Origin of the sequence: Cohnella sp. GCM10012308 (genome assembly GCF_042649185.1) — a bacterium.
Lineage (GTDB): Bacteria > Bacillota > Bacilli > Paenibacillales > Paenibacillaceae > Cohnella.
In genome coordinates this window covers 47976-71028 of record NZ_JBHRYU010000011.1, presented here as the reverse complement: position 1 = coordinate 71028, position 23053 = coordinate 47976, and the positions used below count along the sequence as shown (strand labels likewise).

At 57.6% G+C, this 23053-nt stretch carries 10 protein-coding genes; 9 read left to right on the top strand and 1 reads right to left on the bottom strand.

What is annotated here, in order from left to right; translation table 11 throughout:
• Window positions 1-2 precede the first annotated feature (2 nt).
• On the top strand, window positions 3-884 hold the full coding sequence (locus tag ACFOTD_RS14605) for a carbohydrate ABC transporter permease (protein ID WP_378119923.1): 882 nt from the start codon (window positions 3-5) through the stop codon (window positions 882-884).
• Between the two features lie 27 nt (window positions 885-911).
• Window positions 912-1979 carry a glycoside hydrolase family protein gene (locus ACFOTD_RS14600; RefSeq protein ID WP_378119921.1) on the top strand — a complete coding sequence of 356 codons (1068 nt, stop codon included), beginning with the start codon at window positions 912-914 and terminating at the stop codon, window positions 1977-1979.
• A 134-nt stretch (window positions 1980-2113) separates the two neighbouring features.
• Here the strand turns inward: ACFOTD_RS14600 and ACFOTD_RS14595 are convergent, their stop codons facing one another.
• A complete protein-coding gene (locus ACFOTD_RS14595) occupies window positions 2114-4882 on the bottom strand; it encodes a carbohydrate binding domain-containing protein (protein WP_378119920.1) in 2769 nt (922 codons plus the stop codon).
• A gap of 266 nt (window positions 4883-5148) precedes the next feature.
• On the opposite strand from ACFOTD_RS14595, the gene ACFOTD_RS14590 reads away from it, so the two are divergent.
• The 7 genes from ACFOTD_RS14590 (at window position 5149) to ACFOTD_RS14560 (ending at window position 23039) form a co-directional block, all read left to right on the top strand.
• Complete coding sequence (locus tag ACFOTD_RS14590) at window positions 5149-6858, top strand: sensor histidine kinase (protein WP_378119918.1); 1710 nt, start codon at window positions 5149-5151, stop codon at window positions 6856-6858.
• Window positions 6851-8491, top strand: coding sequence for a response regulator transcription factor (locus ACFOTD_RS14585; protein WP_378119916.1), 1641 nt, complete (start codon window positions 6851-6853; stop codon window positions 8489-8491). The genes ACFOTD_RS14590 and ACFOTD_RS14585 overlap by 8 nt, the downstream gene beginning before the upstream one ends.
• Before the next feature lie 121 nt (window positions 8492-8612).
• Complete coding sequence (locus ACFOTD_RS14580) at window positions 8613-10316, top strand: extracellular solute-binding protein (RefSeq protein WP_378119914.1); 1704 nt, start codon at window positions 8613-8615, stop codon at window positions 10314-10316.
• A gap of 72 nt (window positions 10317-10388) precedes the next feature.
• Window positions 10389-11288 carry an ABC transporter permease gene (locus ACFOTD_RS14575; RefSeq protein WP_378119912.1) on the top strand — a complete coding sequence of 300 codons (900 nt, stop codon included), beginning with the start codon at window positions 10389-10391 and terminating at the stop codon, window positions 11286-11288.
• A 14-nt stretch (window positions 11289-11302) separates the two neighbouring features.
• On the top strand, window positions 11303-12184 hold the full coding sequence (locus ACFOTD_RS14570) for a carbohydrate ABC transporter permease (RefSeq protein WP_378119910.1): 882 nt from the start codon (window positions 11303-11305) through the stop codon (window positions 12182-12184).
• A 33-nt stretch (window positions 12185-12217) separates the two neighbouring features.
• Window positions 12218-14389: a glycoside hydrolase family 36 protein gene (locus ACFOTD_RS14565; RefSeq protein WP_378119908.1), complete on the top strand. Its 2172-nt coding sequence runs from the start codon at window positions 12218-12220 to the stop codon at window positions 14387-14389.
• 241 nt (window positions 14390-14630) lie between these two features.
• Window positions 14631-23039 (top strand): S-layer homology domain-containing protein, encoded by an 8409-nt coding sequence (locus ACFOTD_RS14560; protein ID WP_378119906.1) that lies wholly within the window; start codon window positions 14631-14633, stop codon window positions 23037-23039.
• The last annotated feature ends 14 nt before the right edge of the window (window positions 23040-23053 follow it).

Genomic DNA, 23053 nt, shown 5'->3' with positions numbered 1-23053 from the left:
TAATGATGCGAACATCGTTGTCCGGCCGGCTGTTCAACGGCTTCAACGCGGTCGTCCTTGTGCTGCTTGCGCTGCTTTGCCTGCTGCCGCTCGTCCAGGTACTCGCCGTCTCGCTGAGCTCCAGCACGGCGGCGAGTGCCGGGGCAGTCAAGCTTTGGCCGGTCGACCTTACTTTTGAATCGTACAAGTTCGTGCTGGGCAAGCCGGAATTCCCAAGGGCATTCTGGATCAGTCTGGAACGCGTCTTGCTCGGCGCGACGATCAACATGCTGCTGACGATCACGCTCGCCTATCCCCTCTCCAAGGAACCCGCGGCGTTTCGGGGGAGAACGGTATATGTCTGGTTTTTCGTGCTGACGATGCTGGTGGGCGGGGGGCTGATCCCCTGGTACCTCGTCATCAAGGCTGCGGGACTGCTCGGGAGCATATGGGCGCTTGTACTGCCCGGCGCGGTCAATGTGTTTAATGTTGTGCTCTTACTCAACTTTTTCCGCGGCTTGCCTAAGGAACTTGAGGAAGCGGCCTTCGTGGACGGCGCCGGTCATTGGACGATTCTCTGGAAGCTTTTCGTCCCGCTGTCGATGCCCGCGCTCGCGACGCTGATTCTATTCACGGTGGTCGGCCACTGGAATTCCTGGTTCGACGGCCTGATTCTGATGAATACGCCGGAGAAGTATCCGCTGCAGAGCTACCTGCAGACGGTTGTCATTAACCGCGACTTAAGCCTGATCACGATGGCCGACGCCGCTACGCTGTCGCAGGTATCCGACCGTACGCTCAAAGGCGCGCAGATTTTCCTGGCCGCGCTGCCGATCATTTGCGTCTACCCGTTTTTGCAGCGGTTTTTCATCAAGGGCGTCGTCGTCGGCAGCGTGAAGGGATAAGGCTATGATAATGAGGAGAGAAGCGATATGAAACGAAATTTGTTGGCGGACATCGGCCGCTATGCCACGCCGTTCAAGCTGGGCCGACCGGTCGTGCAGGGCTCCGGCGTCGCAGGCAGCTTCGACGAGCTGGCCGTGGATTGCCCGTTTGTATTCCGCCATGGAGACCGTTTTTGCATGATGTACGTAGGCTTCGACGGCATCGGATACCGGACCGGGCTTGCCGAGAGCGACGATCTGGTGAACTGGACATTCAAAGGCATCATGCTGGATAGGGCGCTCGCAGGCAGTCCCGAAAACGCCAGATGGGACAGCGTCGGCGCGGCAGGGTCCTGGATCGTGCTCGAGTCAGACGACTTGTACGATACGCCGCGGCTCAAGAAAATCGACGGCCGGTACTGGATGGTGTACCATTCGTATCCCGAGGCCGGTTATGAAGCAGGCGGCGCGAAGATGGGCCTCGCCTGGTGCGAGGACGAGGAGCTGCTTGACTGGCGTCGTCTGGAGGCGCCGGTGATGGGCTTCGAAAACGGCGAAACTTGGGAGCGAGGCGGCCTGTACAAAAGCTGCGTAGTGGCGTCGCACGGCAGCTATTATATGTTCTACAATGCCAAAGAGAGCACCGACTGGCCGTGGACGGAGCAGACGGGCCTTGCCGTGTCCCGGGATCTCCGGACTTGGCGACGAGATTCGGACAATCCGCTCATGCGGACGGCGCCCGGTTCATTCTACAGCGTGTACTTTAGCGACCCGTGCGTGAAGTACGACGGCGCAGCAGGACACTGGGTCAACTTCGGCTTCGGCTTCGACGGCGAGCGGGCGCAGGGCGCGCTGGCCGTATCGGACGATCTTCGGAGATGGGAAATTCTCGATACGCCGTGGCTGCCCGTCGGCCGACCGGGCGAACTCGACGTGACAAATGCGCACAAGTCGTCCATCGTATACTGGGGCGGTACTTTGTATCATTTCTACTGCGCGTGTCGTCCTGCGGAGCCGGGAGATGCCGCGGTCGTCGGGGCGGAAGATGGAGCGGGCGGCGAGTTCCGCTGTATTGCGGTTGCGACGAGCCGCGATTTCGGAGACGGACGCGCATGAGCGCCAGCGCGGAGCGTCTGTAGGATTGTCGCTAAAACTATAAACATGTCAGAAAAGACCGCCAATCTCCTGCTGATGGAATCAGGATCATTGGCGATCTTTTTTAGGCAGCGCGTTTCCCGCCTCGTTACCTATCAATTATACGTAATAACCGGATCCCATTCCGTGGAGTCGTAAGAAACGGTGTTGTTCGCATTGACGATAAATAATAGGGTATCGCTCGCAGTAACCGAGGTGCTTACATTCACGCTGTAGCCTATGCCGTCGTTATAGGCGATGCTTCTCCAGCCGCTTGCTGGCCAGATTTGGGTACCGTTCTTCATGATTTTTACGTTGACGCCGTCTCCGCCGGACGTATCCTTTTTCTTGACGGTGCCGGTAATCGTGATGCTGCCCGTCAGCGGCGCCGTAAATTTCCTTACCGAATCCGCACCGGCATCCGGGTGCTGCCAGTTGGCGCTTACGATGCTGAACGTCCCGCTTTTGTTCCAGCGGCTGTTGGCGGCGTCCCAAGTCATGTCGGCGTAAGAGCTGCCATTCCCGTATTGATAGGACCAGTTATTCGAGCCCTGCGTGCTGCTATAGCCTAGGGAAGCTTGGTAACCCGTTCCCGCAACGGATGATATGGAGACATCGTCGATAAAGGCCGTATTGTCCCCTGAAGAGGTAGTTCCCGCGAACTTGATCGTATGACTGCCAGCCGCTGCCGTGAAGCTATTGGTCGTAAACGAGACGAAGCTGCCCGACGACGGCGAGAACGATCCGATTAAGGTCGAGTCGAAATAAACGTCAAACGACTCCGCCCCCCCGAAATTCGTCCGTTTGGCCGCTTTAAAGCCGACGGTGTAGGTTCCGGCCGTGAAATTCATCGCTTGGCTGATCTGACCGGCATTCTGAATGAATGCCGTTTGCACGCCTTCCGGTGCCGACGCGGCCCCGAATGCACTGCCGTTGCGCTGTACGCCCGCGCCATTGGCATCGAACGTCCAGCCGTTCGTCAGCGGTCCGTATTGAATACTTGCAACAGTCGGCGCTTCGAAGCCGGCATTCGACAAGGTTGTTGTCCCCGTACCGATAGACGTGTAGGCAATCGCCGGCACCCAGCTTGTCAAATCGTTCGCGTTGTTCGTATTTGGGCTAACTTCAAAGCGAATCACGTCCCCGGCCGTTACGGATACGTTATCCAAATTCGTCTCGGCACCGAAGTCGTTGTTCCAGGCGATCGTCTGGTCGCCGGATGCCGGCCAAATGCGCGTCCCGTTTTTCGCGACTCTGGCAATAACTCCGTCCCCGCCGCCGAGATCGGCTTTGAGCACCCGTCCGCGGATGCTGATCGTACCGGTCGACGGCGCCGTCCATACGCGGGCGATTTTGCAGCCGGAGCAGTTGTCGGGCGCGACGCCGAACTGCGTTACTTGCGGGATCGCTACCGAAGGAGATGGCTGCCAACTTTTATTTGCCGCGTCGAAATAGGCCAGATTGCTCCATGATGTACCGTTAAAAGATTGATAGGACCAGCCGTTGCCGCCTTGGGTACCGTTATAGTCTTTCGCAGAATAATAAAGGTTTGACGAAGCGTTTACGTACTTGTTGTTCGTCAGCGTAAAACCGTTCAGCGAGGCGCCGCCGCTGGCCGATACGAACGTTCTTCCCGGTTCGTAGTACAGGTTGTCGCGAATGGTGCCGGTAGGCGTAGGCGAGCTTGAATTAAGAACCAAGATGGAGCTGACGGAAGGGTCGATATGATTGCTGCTGTTGTTTTGCGCAAATACATTGCCGCTGATCGTGCTGTTCGTATAATACACGCCCGGATGAATGTTGAGAATTTCGATGCCCGCGCCTGCGTTTCCGGCGATGTAAGAGTTGCGGATATTGACTTGATCCGTTGCCACTTCATAGTCGAACGCGGTTTGGTCGGGACTCCCCGTCTCCGGCGTGTTGGTGACCATGCTGTTCATGATCTCGACATTGCTGACCAAGCCGAAGAAAACGGCGGCGGTTCCCTGCGAGGCGTAGCAAGAAGCTTCGTTGTTCAAATTGGCGTTTATAATCTTGACGTTAGAGACGTCTGTCAATCCTAATGAATTGCTGCAGCTCGTAGACCGCCCGGCCCCGTCGTCGTCATGCATGTTCAGGTTGTACATATGAATGTTTTGCGCCGTTTGCGGCGCCGGCCACGAACCTGGCGCATTGCCGTTTTCCCAATCGAAGTCAATGGTGTTGTTGTTATGCGTGCCTTCGATGTCGTTGATCGTAATATCTTTAATCGCGTATTCATTCGACGCCATGCTTGTAAAGTGCCCGGTAAAGCTGATCCCTGCCGAAAAATAAATATGGTCCGCCGCACCGCTGGCCGTATTTCCCCGGTCGATGCCCGCATTATGATGCAAATATAAGTTCGAGAATCTCAGTCCCTGATGCGATTTGGTATCGAAATAAACGAGTATTCCCGTTCCGGCGTTGCCGACCTCCAGATCGCTTACTTGCCAGAACGAAGGATTAACCATCCGAATTCCACGGTCGGCTTCGTTGTTATTGCGCAAAATTTTGGGCTTGGCGCCCGTACCGTAAGCCCCCAGCGCATTCCAGTCGCTTGACGTGCCGTTCCCGACCAGCCTCAGCTCCTGATTCCAACTGGCCCCTCGTGCCAATAAAATTTGCGTCCCCGCCGGGATGCCCGACCCGTTGCTCATATTATTGACAGGGGTGAACGTGCACCATGGAGCGCTTGACGAAGTTCCCGCGCCTGTGTCGCTGCAGCCGGACCCCGTTCGATTGTCGATATAATAGGTCGCAACAAAAGCGGCGGAGCTAACCTGTATCCCCGAGCAAAATAAAATGAGGCTGAAGAAGCTCATAACCGCGATTCTAACCTGGCGTAAAACGGAACCATCCTTGTTCATAAGTATCGCTCCTTTTATTTGAATACGCTTTCATTTTTCCTTGCACGCTAATTATAAGCTCGCAAAAAGGAAGTCCACTATTGCACAATCTCACTTCGGAATGAAACAAATCCAATTTGCGTGAAAAAGAGAGTTGAATTGTTTCGTTGACAACTTCAATTTTACATATGTTCTACGCCGCGGGAAGCATCTATAATTTAGGTGCTCTTATGTTCAAATTCGACAAGGTGCGGCAATCATGAGGCGCGTGAATGGAGGGATAGGGGTTGAAACGATGGCAATGGTTGAGAATCAAATCCATTTTTCCCAAGCTCGTGCTGGCCTTCCTGCTGACGTCGATTCCGATCTATTCATTAGGATGGGTGATTCTGAATGCGGGAATGAACAAAATCGGTATCGATATCGAACAATCCGCCCAATCCCATCTGCACTTCTACGGAAACGAGATCGGGTCGCAAATCGATCAGATCAACATGTGGGAGCAGCAATCTATTTTCGATAACGATCTGGAGAATTTAAGCATTATCGCTCCCCATCTGAGCGAGAACGAGATTCGTCAATCTCTCATTAATTTGCAAGAAAAACTGGCGGTGCTGGAAAGAGCCAGCCGGATCGTTCAGGAAGTAAGCGTCTATATTCCGATGATCGGCAAAACGATCACGGCCCAAAGCTTCGATAAGCCCCCGGCGCAAGAGGAGATCGATTACTTCCGTCGCAACGCGGGCAAACGGATCTACACATGGAATGGAAAATTGTATTCAAGCATAGCGGTTCCTTTTCGAGAGAATGCGCCTTTGACCTCTCTGTTCGAAATCCAACTATCGGAATCCGATATAAGGAGAAAATTAGCCGAGCTTGGCGAGGTTGCGCAAGGCGTTTCCGTCCTTATAGACGCGCAGGGACGATGGCAAATCGGCGAAGAGCCGGCGCTTGAAAAAGACGGGCTCATGAATAGGCTCTCCCAAGGCAACCTGCATTGGAAGTCGGACGGACTCACCTTCTTCGCCGAGGAAATACCCGCGATGAACGCCTGGTTAATCATGCAAATTCCGGAGAAGGAGCTGCTGGGACAAGCTTTTAAGTACCGCCAATGGGTGAGATATTTGGCCATCCTGACCGCGGTTCTCGTCGTCGTTTTCGCCTATTGGATCTATCGCTTGATTCACAAGCCGCTGCGCAAAATGATATCGGGTCTCCGCCAAGTGGAGAAAGGCAATCTTGAAATCCGGATCTCCAGGGAGCAGGATGACGAATTCCGTTATCTTTACGAGCACTTTAACCGGATGGTCGTCCAAGTATCGGCATTGATTCATGAGAACTACGAGCAGAAGATGCGAACCCAGCAATCGGAGCTGAAGCAGCTGCAATCGCAGATCAATCCTCATTTCCTATATAACAGTTTCTTTATTCTGCAGCGGATGGCCGAGGCGGGGAATACCGATAAAACGGCCGTGATCAGCAGGCTGTTAAGTCAATATTTCCGCTATATCACCCGGAACGATTCGGATGAAGAGACGCTTGAGTCGGAATTAAGCCACGCGCTTGCCTACGCCGAGATTCAAATGATTCGATTCTCGGGCAAATTGCAGATCCATGTCGACGAATTGGCCGATTCGTTCAAGCATACCGTCGTGCCGCGAATGATCGTTCAGCCGATTATCGAAAACGCTTTTAATCATGGCTTCCGGCACAAAAACAGGGACTGGAAGCTGGCGATTCATTTCGGAGCGGAGGACGGGAAGGTCGTCATGTCCGTGATGGACAACGGATTGATCGCGCAAGACGAGTTGACGCGTCTTCAAAAATTGCTTGCCTATTCCGGCAATACAGTCGAAACGACCGCGCTGCTCAACGTACATCGAAGGCTGATGTTGAAATTTCGTGGCGAAGGCGGCTTGAGGTTATCCAGAAGCGAGCTGGGCGGCTTGCAGGTGGATATCCTCATTCCGCTCGGGAAGGAGAACGGCGATGATTAAACTGCTGATCGTGGACGACGAAACGTTTATCGTGGAGTGGTTGGCTGCATTGTTCAGGCGCCAGGGCGGATTCGAGGTTTACGAGGCGGACAGCGCGGAAGATGCGCTGGCGATTCTGGACGGGATTCGCGTCGATATCGTTCTGTCGGATATTATGATGCCCGTGACGTCGGGCATTGAGCTTCAGAAGCAAATCCTGGCCAGATGGCCGAAATGCAAAATGATATTCCTGAGCGGATTCAGCGACTTCAAGTATATTCAGGAGGCCATGCGCGGCGGAGGCATCGATTATATTCTGAAAACCGAGGGCGACGAAGCCATTCTAGGTGCCGTGAGCAAAGCCGTCAGATCGCTGGAGCAGCAATCCTCGATGGACGAGGCGATAGGAAAAGCGAAAAGGCAGCTCCATTCCACGCTCCCCGTCGTCCGCAGAGATTATGTGCAGCTGCTGCTCAAGGGAGATCCGTCGGCGTTCAAGAAGCGGGCGGAGAAATTCGCGGAGCTTGGCATTTCCATCGACCCGGACAAGCCGATCCTCATTGCGCTTGGCAAGATCGACGCCTGGCATCCCGGTTATTTCGCGCAGGACCGGGCGCTCATTGTGTATGCTTTGCAGAACATCGCGGAAGAACATCTCGACGAGGCGTATCCGATCCTGTCCGTTTCCTTGGACGGGGATACGGTGCTTTGGATGCTCCAGCCCGGCGCTCGCACGGCCCGTTCCACCTTGAAGCCGGCCACGTATGTTCAAGGGACATTCGAATTGATTCAGAAAGATTGCGAGCGATGGATCGATCATACGGTCACTTTCGCGCTCTCCGACGAGACGGTGCATTGGGATCGGATGCCTGTCGTTTTTGAAAGATTAAAGCTCTTGCTGCAATCCGCTTACGGATCGGCAAAAGGACAAATTATGATCGATCACGCTGCCGAAGATGGCCTATGGCGGCCGGAAGCCGATGACAACTATCGGATCAAGTCCGAATTCGGACAATTCAAGCATCTATCCGTGTACTTGGAGAACGGGCAGCGCTACGAATACTTCCGCCAGCTGGGAGAATTCATGAAAGTATACGAGAAGCTGCCGCGGCTATCCGAGAACACCCGAATCGAAATCTATTACCGGTTGGCGACCATGCTGTTGACGGAGATCAACCACTACGGCCTGTATTTGGAGCTATCCAAAAAAATCGATCTCGGCATGCTCGCGAAGTACGATCAGTTCCTCGGATGGCCGGAACGGTTTGCCTGCATAGCGGAAGTCGCGAACCGATTTTTTGAAAATCGCGAATCTGTCTCGACGGGGGGCGCCGACTTGACCAAGGACATTGTCCGCTACGTGGAACGCAACATTGCCGGCGATCTGTCCTTGACCAGGTTAAGCGAAGCGTTCGGGTATTCGCCGAATTACTTGTCCAAAATTTTCAAGTCCGAGTTAGGCAAGGGCATCGTCGAATACGTCAACGAAGAGCGGATTGCCAAAGCGGCGGACCTGCTCGGGCGGGCAGAATTGACCGTACAAGTCGTTGCGAGGGCAACCGGATTCAATTCGGAGCAATATTTTCACCGCATGTTCAAAAAAGCGATGGGATTGACGCCGAGCGAGTTCCGGGAGCGAAAATGGTCCTTTTGAGAGAGACTCGGCCCGCAGAAAAGTTTCATTCGGAAATGAGATTGTGCAATAGTTTGGGGTTCATCGGCGAGCTTATAATCGGGGTGCAAGGGCAACTCAAACTCTCAGTGGGGGAAAAAACATGAAGCAACAGGCAAAGACTCGCCTCATTCCATTCGTGCTGATCGGATCGATGCTGGCATTATCGGCTTGCAGCGGCAAAGCCGACTCGAACAACAACGCTGCGCCGGCGGCGGCGTCCAGCGCCGCTGCATCCAATGCCGCCGCATCTTCTGCGGCGCCGGCGGATCCGCTCGGCAAATACGATCCGCCGATCACGTTGACGGCGGCAGGCGACGATCAGAACGGGCTTAAAAGAGTGGATGGCGACACGCGTGAAATGAACAACTGGACACGCGGTTATGAAAACGAGCTTGGCATCAAAGTGAACTACAAGTGGGTCGCGGAAGGCGGAGACGTCACCAGTTCTCCGTTCGCGCAGAAGATGAACATCACGATCGCTTCCGGCGATCTGCCGGATCTGGCGATGGTCAACAGCGCGCAGCTGAAACAGCTGGTGGAGGCTGGACAAGTCGAGGATCTGAGCGCCGTATACGAACAGTACGCCAGCGACGTGACCAAGCAGACGCTGGGTCAGCAGAACGGCATTGCGCTCAACGCATCGAAAATCAACGGCAAATTGTATGCGCTGCCAAATACCCAGGGCGACATCGATAATCTGATGATGCTGTACGTACGCATGGACTGGCTGAAAAAGCTGAACCTGCCCGAGCCGAAGACGACCGACGACGTCCTTAAGATTGCGGACGCATTCGCGCACCAGGATCCCGACGGCAACGGCAGCGCAGACACGTTTGGATACGGCTTGAACAAGTCGTTGGCGGCGCACTTCGGGATCGACGGATTGGCGAACGGTTATGGCGCCTACCCCGGCATTTGGGTGAAGGACGCTTCGAACAACGTCGTGTACGGCAGCGTCCAACCGGAGATGAAGACGGTGCTCGGTACGCTGGCGGACATGTATAAGGCCGGCACGATCGACAAAGAATTCGGCGTCAAGGACTTCGGCAAAGCCAACGAGGATCTGACGGCCGGCAAAGTCGGGCTCTTCTATTCGAACATGGCAGGCGCTTTTACGATGATGGACCTGATGAAAAGCCAGCCGGACGCCGAATGGAAACCGTTCGCGATCCCGTCGGCCGACGGCCAACCGGGACATCCGGGCGTAGATTTCAGCACCCAATCGTTTTACGTGGTACGTAAAGGCTACAAGCATCCGGAAGCAGCCGTGAAGCTATTGAATTTCTTTACGGAAAAGCTGTACGGTGCCAGCGCGGCGACTCAAAAACCCAAATATCAGGACGATACCTCGCACTACTTCCAGGATGCGGTTATCAAGGCGGGTTCGATGGACCAGAACTACAAGACGCTCAAAGCGGTCAATCAAGCCCTAACGAACAAAGACCCGTCCGCGCTGGACGCAGGTCAGAAAACCATCTACGAAAACATCGTCAAGTACGATGGCGGAGACAAATCCCAGTGGGTCTGGTCCGTGATCTTCGGCCTGCAAAATCCGACGTGGGGCGTCGATGCGTACTACCTGGAGAACAACTTGTATAAACCGACGGAATTTTACGGGGGCACAACGCCGACGATGACCGACAAATGGGGCACTTTGAGAAAGATGGAATCCGAAGAATTCACGAAAATCATTATGGGCGTAGTCCCGTTGGACGACTTCGACCGCTTCGTGATCGATTGGAAGAAGCTGGGCGGGGATCAGATCACGAGCGAGATCGCCGATTGGAAGAAGTCGGTGCAATAAGAGGGGCGGAAGGGGGAGATGGCCGGCATCTGCCCCCTTTCTTATCTGGTCATACGGAGAGGATTTCGAAGGATGAGAAGCTCGATATTTAAAAGACAGAGACCGTTATATACGATGCTGCTGCCGGGCGCTCTGCTCGTTTTTATTTTTAGCTACATCCCGATGTTCGGCGTCGTCATCGCTTTTCAGAAGTATTATCCGGCATTCGGGATTCGGCATTCCAAGTGGATCGGGTGGGACAATTTCCGCTATGTGCTTGATATGCCGGATACCCGGCAAGTGCTTTGGAATACGGTCATCATCGCTTTGTTCAAAATCGTGGTCAATATGCTGGTGCCGATCGTCGTGGCCTTGCTGCTGAACGAAGTTGTCTCGCAAAGGTTCAAAAAAACCGTTCAGACCCTGATTTATTTGCCTCATTTTTTGTCCTGGGTCATCCTCGGCGGCATATTGGTCGATATCCTTTCGCCCTCTCACGGCATCGTGAACCATGTGCTCGGATTTTTTTCCGTCAAACCCGTCTTTTTTCTCGGGGATAATCATTGGTTTCGAACGGTGCTCGTCACGTCGGATGTCTGGAAGGAATTCGGCTTCAATACGATCGTTTATCTGGCAGCCTTAACGGCGATTAATCCGACTTTGTACGAAGCGGCCTACGTGGACGGGGCGAACCGGTGGAAGCAAACCCTTCACGTGACGCTGCCCGGCATGGCGCCGATTATCGTTTTGATGGCAACGCTCAGCATCGGAAATATATTAAACGCGGGTTTCGATCAGGTGTTTAACTTATATAGCCCCAGCGTATTTCAGTCGGGAGACATTCTGGACACGATGATCTATCGCATAGGGATGCAGGATGCGCAATTCGGCGTAGCGACTGCCATCGGCGTATTTAAATCGGCGGTGTCGATCGTTGTCATCTCTGCCGGTTACTGGTGCGCCTATCGGTTGGCCAACTACAGAATTTTCTAAGTGGAGGAACACCTATGCTGATGTTATCGAAGAGCCGGAAAGCGTTTCTCGGCTTTAACGTCGTTCTTCTGACGCTTGTTTCCCTGCTTTGCGTGCTGCCCGTGGTTCATATTCTGGCTGTCTCCCTGAGCGCAAGCCCGGCGGCGTCGGCAGGGAGCGTCGGCATCTGGCCGATCGGGTTTAATATCGATTCCTATCGCTTCGTGCTCGCCAAGCCGGTGTTCGTCCATTCCTTCGGCGTCTCGCTGGAAAGAGTTTTCCTGGGTTTGGCGGTGAACTTGATCCTGACTTGTCTGGTTGCGTACCCGCTCTCGAAGGATGCGGCTTCGTTCCGGCATCGGACGCTGTTCGCTTGGTATTTCGTCTTTACCATCCTGTTCAACGGCGGCTTGATTCCGACCTACATGACGGTCCGCAACTTCGGCATTCTCGATTCCATCTGGGCGCTCGTCCTTCCCGGCGCAGTCCCGGTCTTTAACGTGATTCTTTTGCTGAACTTCTTCCGGGGGATGCCCAAGGAGCTGGAAGAGTCCGCCTTCCTGGACGGCGCGGGACATTGGCGGATTTTGGGGAGCATCTACTTGCCGTTATCTTTGCCCGGTCTTGCGACCGTAGCGTTATTCACGATCGTCGGCCATTGGAATTCCTGGTTCGACGGCATCATCTATATGAGTTCTCCGGACCGTTATCCGCTCGCTTCCTACTTGCAGACCTCCTTGCTGCAGGTGGACCTGAATTCGTTGACGACAGAGAAGCTCAAGCTGCTCGAAACCGTCAACGATCAAACGCAGAAGGCAGCGCAGATCTTCATTTCCGCGCTGCCGGTGCTTGCGGCGTATCCGTTCTTGCAGCGTTTTTTCATTAAAGGACTGGTTATGGGCAGCGTGAAAGGCTAGATCGATCGCAGGAATGGGATAGGAGCATGGGAAATGCGGATCGTTCATCAACAAATCAAGCTTGAATACGGAGATAACAAAGGCGATTTATGGCCGATTGCGTATTACGCGGGAGAGAGAAATACGGACGCGCCTCCGAGCCATCCCGGATTTCAAATGGCAGTCGCCGGTGCCCCGTATGGGTTTATGGAAGGCGTGCTTGCCGGATCCTCCGAATTGCCTACGCAGATGAAGCTCGTCGGGCACGAAGCGACGGAACGTTTGATTTCTTTCGAATATTTTCATGAGGCATTGCGGTTAACGGTTACGGTTGAAATGGAACGGATTCCGGGGGCATCGGTATTGCGCGCGATCACGACCGTCCGCAACGACGGGGAAGAACCGGTCGTTCTTACGCATCTTTCGTCCGCATGCTTGCCCGGCATCGGCGGCGGCGGCATACGCCCCTGGTTCGATCGGAAAAAGCTGAAGGTTCATTACGCGGTGCAAACGTGGAACGGCGAGGGGCAATGGCGGAGCGGAACGCCGGAAGAGCTGGGGTTATATCCGACCTCGACGCATCCGACCGGCTCGTCGATCCATTTCAGCTCCGTCGGAAGCTGGAGCACGAGCCGTCACTTGCCGATGACGCTCGTCGAGGATCTGGAAACGCGCGAATGCTGGTATGCCCAGATCGAAACGTCGAGCATCTGGCATCTGGAGATCGGCCATCACGGCACGACGGAAGCCGGAGGCGTCTACATCCAAGCGGACGGAGCGAGCGAACGGTTTGGCGGAGCATGGACGCACCGTTTGCGGCCGGGCGCTAGCTTCAGCGCCGTACCGGCGGCGATCGGCTGCTGCAAAGGCGGCTTCCAGGATGCGATTCGCGAACTGACGGCATACCGGCGGTCCAGACTGAAGCCGCAAGATGCTTGGGACGGGGAAAGCCCGGTCGTCTACAACGACTACATGAATACGCTCTGGGGAGATCCTACGCTCGAGAAGGAGCTGCCGCTGATCGATGCCGCTGCAAAGAGCGGTGCCGAAGTATTCTGCATCGACGCAGGCTGGTTCGGCAAGCGCGGCGCTTCGTGGGGATTCGGACTCGGGGATTGGCAGCCGAGCGACGACCGGTTTAACGAGCTCGGGCTGCAAGGCCTGGCTTCGCATATTCGGAGTAAGGGCCTGATTCCCGGCATTTGGCTGGAGATGGAAGTTTGCGGGGAGGGCGCCGCGCTGAGCAAAAAGCCGGACGCCTGGTTTTTATGCCGGAACGGCGCCCGGGTCGGCGGGGGCGCCCGCTACTTTCTCGATTTCCGCAATCCGGAGGTGGCCGCGTATTTGCTCGGGGTTATCGATCGCTTGTACGAAATGGGCTTCGGCTACATCAAGAACGATTACAACGCGGACTTGGGGAACGGCGCGGATACAGCCGACGGCTCCGCCGCGCACGGCTTGCTCGAACATACGCGCGCTTTCTACGGATTTATCGACGAAGTTCGCGCCAGGTATCCGAAGCTCATTTTGGAAAACTGCGGCTCGGGCGCGATGCGGCAGGACTACGGGGCACTTTCCCGATTCCACCTGCAAAGCACGAGCGACCAGGAGGATTACCGGAAATATCCGTCCATCGCCGTCGGCTCGCTCGCTTCTATATTACCTGAGCAAGCGGGCATCTGGGCTTACCCGTATCCGTTGACGTTTCCCCATATCGGGCGCGAACCAAGCATCCTGAGCGATGAGGCTTATCTGCAGTCCATGGCCGACGGCGAACAGACGATATTCAATATGGTGAACGGCATGAGCGGCAATCTGTATTTGTCTGGCCACCACGATCGGGCCGACGACCGCAATCGCGCGCTTATTCAAGAAGCCGTCGCCTTGTACAAGCAGGAGCGCTCCTTTACAGGCACCGCGCATCCTTACTGGCCAATCGGCATGAATGCTTATGGCGACGATGGACGATGGGCAAGCGTCGGCTTGGTTTCACCGGACGGAAGCCGGATGCTGTTGTCGGTGTGGCGGCTGGACAGCCCGGAAAGCGATCAGGAGTTGCCGCTGGGCCGCTATTTCGCAGGCAAGCAGGTGGAGGTGCGGCAGTTGTATCCGAGCAACGATGCGAATGCGAGATTTTACTACGAATCTTCCTGCGGCGCGCTGACCGTGCATCTGTCTAATCGGTATCAGGCACGGTATTTTGAGATTAAGCATACAGGAGAATAGATGACCCGCAAGCGAAAATCCCAGTCTTGGGCACAACCGGCCTCGATCGCCAACGATCGAGGCTTTTTGCATTTTAAGCGCGGAGGCTGGGACAGCTGCAGGCAGTTATGACGCTAGTTGTCATGGGGAGTGACAAAATCCGGTGACATTTTTAGTGACGCAACTAGCCGAATCGATACTTACGCGCGGGCTTGGGCGATCGCTATAATATGGCAAACAATGGGGATTAGGAGGCGAAAAAATGATGTTCAGAAAGCTGATCAAACGGAGTATGCCGCTGCTCTTGGCAGCAGTGCTTGCCGTACAGCCGCTGGTTCCGGCGGGAGCTGCGGACCCTGAGCCTTTACCGGCGAACGGGGAAAGCGTCAGCAGCGGTGCTGCGGGATGGAAAGACACATTGCCCGCGTGGGCTTTGGAAGAAGTTACGGAGCTTGCGGACGAGGGTGTTCTGAGCGGCTATGAAGACGGAACCTTCAAGCCCGGCCGGGCCGTAACCCGGGCGGAGTTCACTGCGATGCTGAACCGGCTGGCGGCCAAGCTGCCGCAGGTTGGAAACGTTCAAACGCGGGAAGCGGTCTTCACGGATGTCAAGGATGAATGGTATGCGGAGGAAGTGAAAAAGGCGGCTCAGCTGGGACTGGTGGAGGGGGATGCGGCTGGCGCATTCCGTCCGCAGGCGCTCTTGAACCGCCAAGAGACGGCTGTCATGCTGGGACGGCTGACCGGCCGGAAGGCGGAACGAGCGGCTGAATTCACCGACAGCGGCCGGATTCCGGTCTGGGCGGCTCCGTCTGTCTCGGCTCTTCACGAGGCCGGCATTCTGCAAGGCTATGAGGATGGCGCGTTCCACGGCGAGAAGAGTCTGACCCGCGCGGAAGCGGCGGTAGCGCTCCATCGCACATGGCAGCTGATGAAAGGTCCTGAGAGGGCGGCTTCGCTGACCGTTGCGGTCAAGTCGGCGGATGGGCAGCCGCTGGCCCATGCGCTCGTTCGCGTTCACGCGAAGGGCAAGCGGGCACAGCTCGCTGCAGGGCGGACGGACGCTCAAGGCGGCTATACCTTGCCCGGGGAGTGGAAGAGCGGGGCGTACGATATCTATGCGACGGGCGACGGCGTCGTCGGCTACCGGAGCGTGGATTGGACCCTCGGTACAACGACGGCCTATGATTTGACCGCAAGCCAGGCAGCCGTGCTGGAGGGCAAGCTGACGGGAGACGACGGCAAGCCGGCGGGCGGCGTCGTTCTGGCGTTTACGACGAATCCGACTTATTATGCGATAACGAAAGCCGACGGTTCCTTCACCGCGTATGTCGAGCCGGAGCGCACATACCGGCTGTCGTACATCGCGGATGAGAGCATCCGTGCGGCGGCTGCGAAGGCAGGGACGGCCGAGCCGGAGCTGCTGCAGACGGAGCGGGCGAAGATGGCGCTGGACTTGCTGGACGGCGAGGCGGCGAAGTCCGAGAGCTGCAAATGCGTCCGTACGGAGGCGCCCGGGACATACACGGCCCCCAAGGCCGGGGCCAAACTGGATCTGGGCGCGCTCCGCTTGGACGGAAGGGTGCCTGGCTCCGGCGGAGGCGGCACGGGAGACGGAGGCTCGCAGACGCCGGACCGGACGCCGCCGGCTGTGCCGGGCGGATTGAGGGCGGAGCCAGGAGACGGGCTGATCGCGCTGGCCTGGACGGCGAACGCAGAGAGCGACTTGGCGGGCTACCGGATCTACGGACGCGAAGAAGGCACAGAGGCGTGGAGTATCGAGGCCGATGCGGGTTTGTCCGCGTCGTATGCGGCGAACGGGCTGACCAACGGTAGGGCCTACGAGTTCACGGTAGCGGCCTACGACAAGAGCGGCAATGCGTCCGCGAAGTCGGAAATCGTACGGGCGACGCCAAAAGCGGACGGACCGCCGCCGGACGTGACGCCGCCCGCGGTACCGGGCGGGCTGAGAACAGAATCCGGGGACGGGAAGGTCATGCTGACCTGGGATCCGAGCTCGGAGGACGACCAGGCCGGCTACCGAATTTACTGGCGCTTGTCCGACGGAGAGGTCTGGAGTCAATTCGACAAGCCCGGACGCGAGAGCGGACATACGATTACCGGACTGACGAACGGCACGACGTACGATTTTGCCGTGAGCGCCTACGATGCGAGCGGCAACGAGTCGGCCAAGTCCGTGTTGAAGCGCGAGACGCCGCGCGGCGAAGAGACGCCTGACCGGGAACCCCCGGCCGTGCCAAGCGGCCTGAAGGCGGAGCCGGGCGTTCGGAAAATTCAGCTGAGCTGGACGGCGAACACGGAAGAGGATCTGGACAGCTATCGAATCTACAGCCGCGAAGCGGGGAAGCAGACCTGGAGCGGAGGCGTTGACGTCGGCCTGCAGACGACGTATACGGTGCTCGACGTCTGGTCTGACCGGACGTATGAGTTTGCTATTGCGGCGTACGACACGTCCGGCAATATATCTCACATGTCGGCGATCGTCAGCGCGACGCCGCTCAGCGAAGAGCAGCCGGACACGACGCCGCCGGCCGTGCCTGCCGGGCTGGTGGCCGTCGTGGGAGAAGGCCGGGTCGCGCTGAACTGGACGGCGAATACAGAGACCGATCTGGCCGGCTACCGGGTGTACGTCCGGGCGGCAGGGGCAAGCTCGTGGGAAGCGGCGCAGGAGGCCGGAAAAACCGCTTCTTACACGGCGACCGGTCTGACGGGCGGCATCGCCTATGAGCTGGCCGTCGCGGCCTATGACGAGAGCGGCAACGAGTCTGCGAAGTCCGGCGCGGTGCAAGCGACGCCGACCGGCGGTGGCGGAGGCAATCTGCCGCCCGATCCGGGCAGCGTAGCGTCGGAGCTGCCGGCCTCGGGCCAAGCGAGCTTCCAGGAGATGACGGATTTCCTGTACACGGGGGCCAATCCGATCCAGACGGGCGTGCAGCCGGGCGCGATCGAGGCGGAGCGTGCAGGCGTGCTGAGAGGGCGCGTGCTGGACACGGCCCAGGCGCCGGTCGGCGGCGTGCGCATCACGGTGCTGGATCATCCGGAGTGGGGGCAGACGCTGAGCCGGGCGGACGGGATGTTCGATCTGGCGGTGAACGGAGACGGGATTTGGACGCTGCAATACGAGAAGGACGGGTATATGACCGTGCAACGGAAAAAGCAGGCGACGCCGGGGGATTACGAGCATCTGGAGGATGTGGTGCTGACGGCGTACGACAGCAAGGTGACGCAGGTGCAACTGGAGGACAGCACGGAAATCCAGGCTGCGCAGGGAACGCCTGTAACGGATGAGGACGGAACCCGCCAGTCGACGGTGATGTTCCCGGCGGGGACGACGGCGACGATGAAGCTGCCGGACGGGACGGAGCAGCCGCTTCCGAGCATCGGCTTCCGCTCGACGGAGTATACGGCCGGGGCCGAAGGACCGAAGGCGATGCCGGGCGAGCTGCCGCCGTACGTGGCGTATACGTATGCGGTGGAGCTGTCGGCGGACGAAGCGGTGCAGGCGGGAGCGACGGAGGTGACCTTCGACCGGGAGGTGTACCACTACCTGGATAACTTCATCGGCTTCCCGGTCGGGTCAGCGGTGCCCAATGCGTACTATGACCGGGAGAAAGGGCGATGGATCGCGTCGCCGAACGGCAAGGTGATCGAGATCGTCGCGGTGACCAGCGGCCTGGCCGCGATCGACGCGGACGGAGACGGCGCTGCGGACAGCGCGGAGCAGCTGGCGAAGCTGGGCGTGACGGAGGAGGAGCAGCGGAAGCTGGCGGAGCTGTACGTACCGGGGAAGACGCTGTGGCGGGTGCCGATCACGCACTTCACGCCGTACGACCACAACTGGCCGTACGGACCTCCGGGAGACGCCGAGTCGCCGCCGGATCAAGAGCCAAGGGAGAAACGGAAGAAGGAAGACGATCCGTGCAAGAAGAAAGGCTCGATCATCGGCTGCCAGAACCAGACGCTGGGGCAGCAGATTCCGATCGCAGGTACGCCGTATATGCTGAACTATACGAGCGAGCGGGAGGAAGGCTATAAGGCGAAGTCGACGCTGGAGATTCCGGTGAGCGACGGCAAGCCGCTGCCGGATTCGCTGCGGAGGATGAACTTGAGCATCCAGATCGGCGGCAAACTATACCGGGCAAGCTTCGCTCCGACCCAGAACAAGACGTTTACGTTCGAGTGGGACGGCAAGGACGCTTACGGCCGCGAGCTGACAGGCTCTCATCCTTACACAGTCCGCGTCGATTATGTGTATAAGGCCCAGTATTATCCGTCATCGGGCGAATTCGAGCGCAGCTTCGGCCGTATTTCGGCTGCCCCGTCCGCCGTATTCACGGGGATGAGGGAAACCTCTGAAGTCAGTGTAGGCCAGGAATGGCACGGAGCGCTTGAGAGCCCGCGCAACCCGTATGCGGACGCCGGCGTTGCAGGCTGGAGCCTTGACCCGCATCATATCTACGATGAAGAAATCAAAAGACTGCTGCTGGGAGACGGCACGACGCAGACCAAAACAAGATCGCTGCGAGGCGAAGTGGACTTCTCGTTCGAAGGATATACCATCGACTTCAGTACGATGACAACCGGCATGGACGGATGGATCTATTATTCCGCAGTCGATTTCTCCAAGCGGAGCAGGGTGATCGTAGGTCTCGATCCGAAAGGAAAAGTCGTCAAAGTGGCGGATGTTCCGCTATCCAACGGGAGCAGAATCGCGGTTGACGCACAAGGGACGATCTATAGCTACGATAGCGACAAAAACCAGCTGCTTCGCAAATCGAAGGGGCAGACCGACTGGGACGTTATTGCAGGCACGGGCAGAAGAGGCCCTACAACCTCGCTGCCGGATGGAGAGGATGCCCAGAACGTAGCGCTGCCAGGCCTCTTCGAGCTGGCTGCAAGTACGGACGGCGCTGTCTACTTTACATCTTACCCGACTCGCCCCGGCGACCAAAATCTGGTTCCGATTCGGACCACCCTGTACAAGATCGGTCCGGACGGCATTCTCCAGACGCTTGGGGACTATATGGCCAAAGGCAAGGACAGCGGTCCCGGCGATAAGGGGGGGATCGGCGCGGTGGAGCAGATCCGGACCGGAAGCGACGGCTCTTTGTATATGACCGATACGAATGCGGCTACGCTGTTCGGCGACTATCGCACCTACACACGGGTGCGCAAGCTGAGTCCGGACGGCACCTTGTCCCGGGTGGCGGGCGTGCTGCTCGATGAGTCTGGGAGCAGGCCGGCCGCTCATGGCATGAAAGCGACGGAAGCCCAGTTTTTCTTCCTTTCGGATTACTATGTCGGCGGACTTAGCAGGCTTTTCCTGGACGCGCGTGACCGGCTCTATTTCAGGGCCGGAGGCAATGATATTTACCGTGTTGCGCAAGACGGACTTCTGGAGAAGCTTGAGACGCCGTCGTGGGTCATGGAACAGGCGACGCAGAAGTTCAATCTGATGGCCGTTACCGCTGACGGCGGATATATCGTTACGACGATGGACAATCAAAATAAGTCTCACGATTTTCTGGTAAGCGAATCCCGGCGCCTGCTTGAGGCGCCCGACGAAGGCGGCCAGGTTGTCTACCAATTCAAGGCAGGAGACCGATTGCATGCCGAGACGACGGACGCCTTGACAGAGGCTGTATTGACCAAACTGGATTATGACGAGGAAGGCCGTCTTGTTCGGATTACCGACCGGAGCGGCAACGAGATGTCGATCGAGCGCGACGGCGCGGGCAAGCCGGTGGCGATTATCGGAGCGGGCGGACAGCGGACGGGGCTGACGACGGATGAGCAGGGCCGTCTGATCGCGGTCGCCAGTCCGTCCGGCGATACGTACCGGATGACGTACGATGCCGGAGGACTGCTGCAAACCTTCGTCAATCCGCTGGAGCAGACCAGCCGTTATGCATACGACGAAGACGGATTGCTGATCCGTGCCGAGAACGGGGCCGGAGGCGTGCAGACGCTGAGCCGCACGGATATGGCCGACGGGACGGCCGTCACCTTCACCGATGCGGATGGCCGCTCGACCGTATACGAGACCAAACGGATCGAAGGCGGCGTGCAGCGCACGACCACCGATCCGGACGGCGCACGACTGGTAGCCACGGTGCGGCCGGGCAGCGAGCGCATCGAGCTTCCCGACGGGAGCGTCATGACGAAGACGATGACGGGCGATCCGCGCTGGGATATGGATGTGCCGGTCATGAAGGAAGCGACGTTGACGCAGCCTGGCGGGAAGAAGGCGACCTTTAACGAATCCCGCACGGTGGAGTGGAATGAGGACGGTAGCCTGAAATCACTGACGCATACGAACAAAACGGGGACGTCCGTAACCGTGGCGCAGTACGAAGCGGCGGCACGGCAATTGACCGAGACGGGACCGGACGGGTTACAGCAGGTTTTCTCTTACGACGAAGACGGCCGGGTCGTACAGGTGGAATGGCCGGGACAGCAGCTTGCTCCGATTGTATATGCGTACGACGAGAAGGGACGGCTCTCCCAGGCAACGCAGGGGGAACAACTGGCCAAGTACGCGTATGACGAGCGGAACCGGCTGACGTCTTTGAAGGATGCAGCCGGCCGGACAAGGTCGTTCGCTTATGACGAAGCCGACCGGTTGATCTCCTCCACGACGCCGGGCGGCAAAGTATACGGCAGTTCGTATGACGAGCTGGGGCAGCTGACCGGTCTGACGATGCCGGACGGAGCGTCTTACGGGCAGAGCTACAATGAGCTGGGCCAGTTTGCGGGATTTGCGTCCGCAGAAGTACCCGACTTGATCAGTCTGACGTATGGGGACGGGGGCACATTGGAGCGGTCGACGCTGCGCAGCGGCCGTCAGATCGACTATGTCTACGATGCGGCAGGCGGCAAGCGGATCACCGGCATGAACGATGCGGATATCCGCCGCACATTTGAATATTCCGACAATACGGACCGGGCCAAGAAGCTGGAAAGCGTCGGTCTGACCCCCGGATCGCTGCCGCAAATCAACGAGTACGCGTATGTCGGCGATGTGGTGAGCAAGCAGACGATCACGGGCAAAGCCAAAGGCGTGTACGATTATTCGTACGACGTATTGGCCAATCTGACCAGAATCCGGACCTCTGTCACCAGAATGGTCTATGGCGTGTCGCAAACTGCTAACGTAACGACCGATCTAGGCTGGGATGCCGTGGGCCGGCTGGTCAAGTACGGACCGTTCACATTCGACCGAAGCGGTCCGAACGGAAGCGTAGCGGGGATGAATGACGGCAAGCTGCAGGTGACGCAGACCTACGACGAGCTGGGCCGTCAGAAGGAACGGATCTATACGCTGGGCGGGCGGGAAGTTTACCGCACCCGGCCTGTATACGACCTCAGCGGAAATGTCACGAGCTTGACGGTGACTACGCCGGAGGGAATGGAGACGACCGTGTATACCTTCGATCTTGACGGGCAGCTGACGAATGCGCAGCGCAGCGGTCCGGGAGGCGTAACGGTGGAAGCGTACGGGTACGATGCGAACAAAAACCGGATTGCCCGCGAGGTAACGGGGTCGGAGCGGATGACGAGCAGCTACGGGCCGCATGATGAACTGACGGCTGTGGGTGGAACGGCTTACAGCTTCGACGAAGACGGATATCTTAGTCAGCGCGGCGCGGATACGTTCAAGTACGGCGCCCGCGGGGAGCTGCTGACTGCGACGGTAAGCGGCGTAACCTACAACTATGCGTACGACGCGCTGGGAAGACAAACGTACCGCGAGGATGGAGCCGGGCATTTTACTCAGTATTTGTACGGAGACCCGACATCGCTGCAGCTGGTGACGAGCACGGTGAACGAAACCGGGGAGCTGACGAATTACCTGTATGACCAGGACGGCCTGCTGCTCGGACTGGAGCGGGGCAACGTCCGTTATTACGTGATCACGGACGGCGTAGGGACGCCGCAGCAGGTGCTGGACGGTCAGGGGAAGGTCGTCAAGCAGCTGAAGTATGACAGCTACGGAGCTTTGCTGTCGGATTCGAATCCGGGATTCGCGCTGGCGATCGGGTATGCGGGCGGACTGGAGGACCGGGGAACGGGACTGGTCAGGTTCGGCGCGCGGGACCTGGATACCCTGTCGGGCAGGTGGACGGCGCGCGATCCGATCCTGTTCGAGAGCGGCCAGGCGAATCTGTATGCTTATGTTAACAATAATCCCGTGCAGTACCGCGATCCGTGCGGAACGTTTTGCATCGGAGCTACCGCTTACGATGGAATTGGCGGAGGAGGTCGCGTCTGCGTTACGGATGAAGGCTTTTCCTCTTGTCTGGAGGCAGGCTTTGGCATCGGGAACAGCATGGATATCGCTCCAAGAGAAGGGCTCACCGGCGACGGGTTGTCGCTTGAGGGGACCATTAAAATCGTCAAAGGTCCGCTATCTCTGACGACAGGACTTAAGCTAAAGGACCGGTGGGAAGGCGGTTGCTTAGAACTCTCGCCCATCGGCAAGCTGGACTTTGGTCCGTTTAGAGCGGACCTGACCGACCCGCTGTATAAGTCGGGGGTGAAAGCCAATCCGGATAAAATCGGCAGAGGCAAAAATATTCTCGATCTCTTCAAGCCGAGTACCGCCGAGATGGCCTTGAAGGCTAAAGGCTGCAAGTCTTATAAGTGGTAAGCCAATAGTACCAC

Coding starts and splice junctions, on each gene's coding strand:
- ACFOTD_RS14605 (WP_378119923.1), top strand. CDS start 3: ATGATGCGAACATCGTTGTCCGGCCGGCTGTTCAACGGCTTCAACGCG.
- ACFOTD_RS14600 (WP_378119921.1), top strand. CDS start 912: ATGAAACGAAATTTGTTGGCGGACATCGGCCGCTATGCCACGCCGTTC.
- ACFOTD_RS14595 (WP_378119920.1), bottom strand. CDS start 4,882: ATGAACAAGGATGGTTCCGTTTTACGCCAGGTTAGAATCGCGGTTATG.
- ACFOTD_RS14585 (WP_378119916.1), top strand. CDS start 6,851: ATGATTAAACTGCTGATCGTGGACGACGAAACGTTTATCGTGGAGTGG.
- ACFOTD_RS14580 (WP_378119914.1), top strand. CDS start 8,613: ATGAAGCAACAGGCAAAGACTCGCCTCATTCCATTCGTGCTGATCGGA.
- ACFOTD_RS14575 (WP_378119912.1), top strand. CDS start 10,389: ATGAGAAGCTCGATATTTAAAAGACAGAGACCGTTATATACGATGCTG.
- ACFOTD_RS14570 (WP_378119910.1), top strand. CDS start 11,303: ATGCTGATGTTATCGAAGAGCCGGAAAGCGTTTCTCGGCTTTAACGTC.
- ACFOTD_RS14565 (WP_378119908.1), top strand. CDS start 12,218: ATGCGGATCGTTCATCAACAAATCAAGCTTGAATACGGAGATAACAAA.
- ACFOTD_RS14560 (WP_378119906.1), top strand. CDS start 14,631: ATGATGTTCAGAAAGCTGATCAAACGGAGTATGCCGCTGCTCTTGGCA.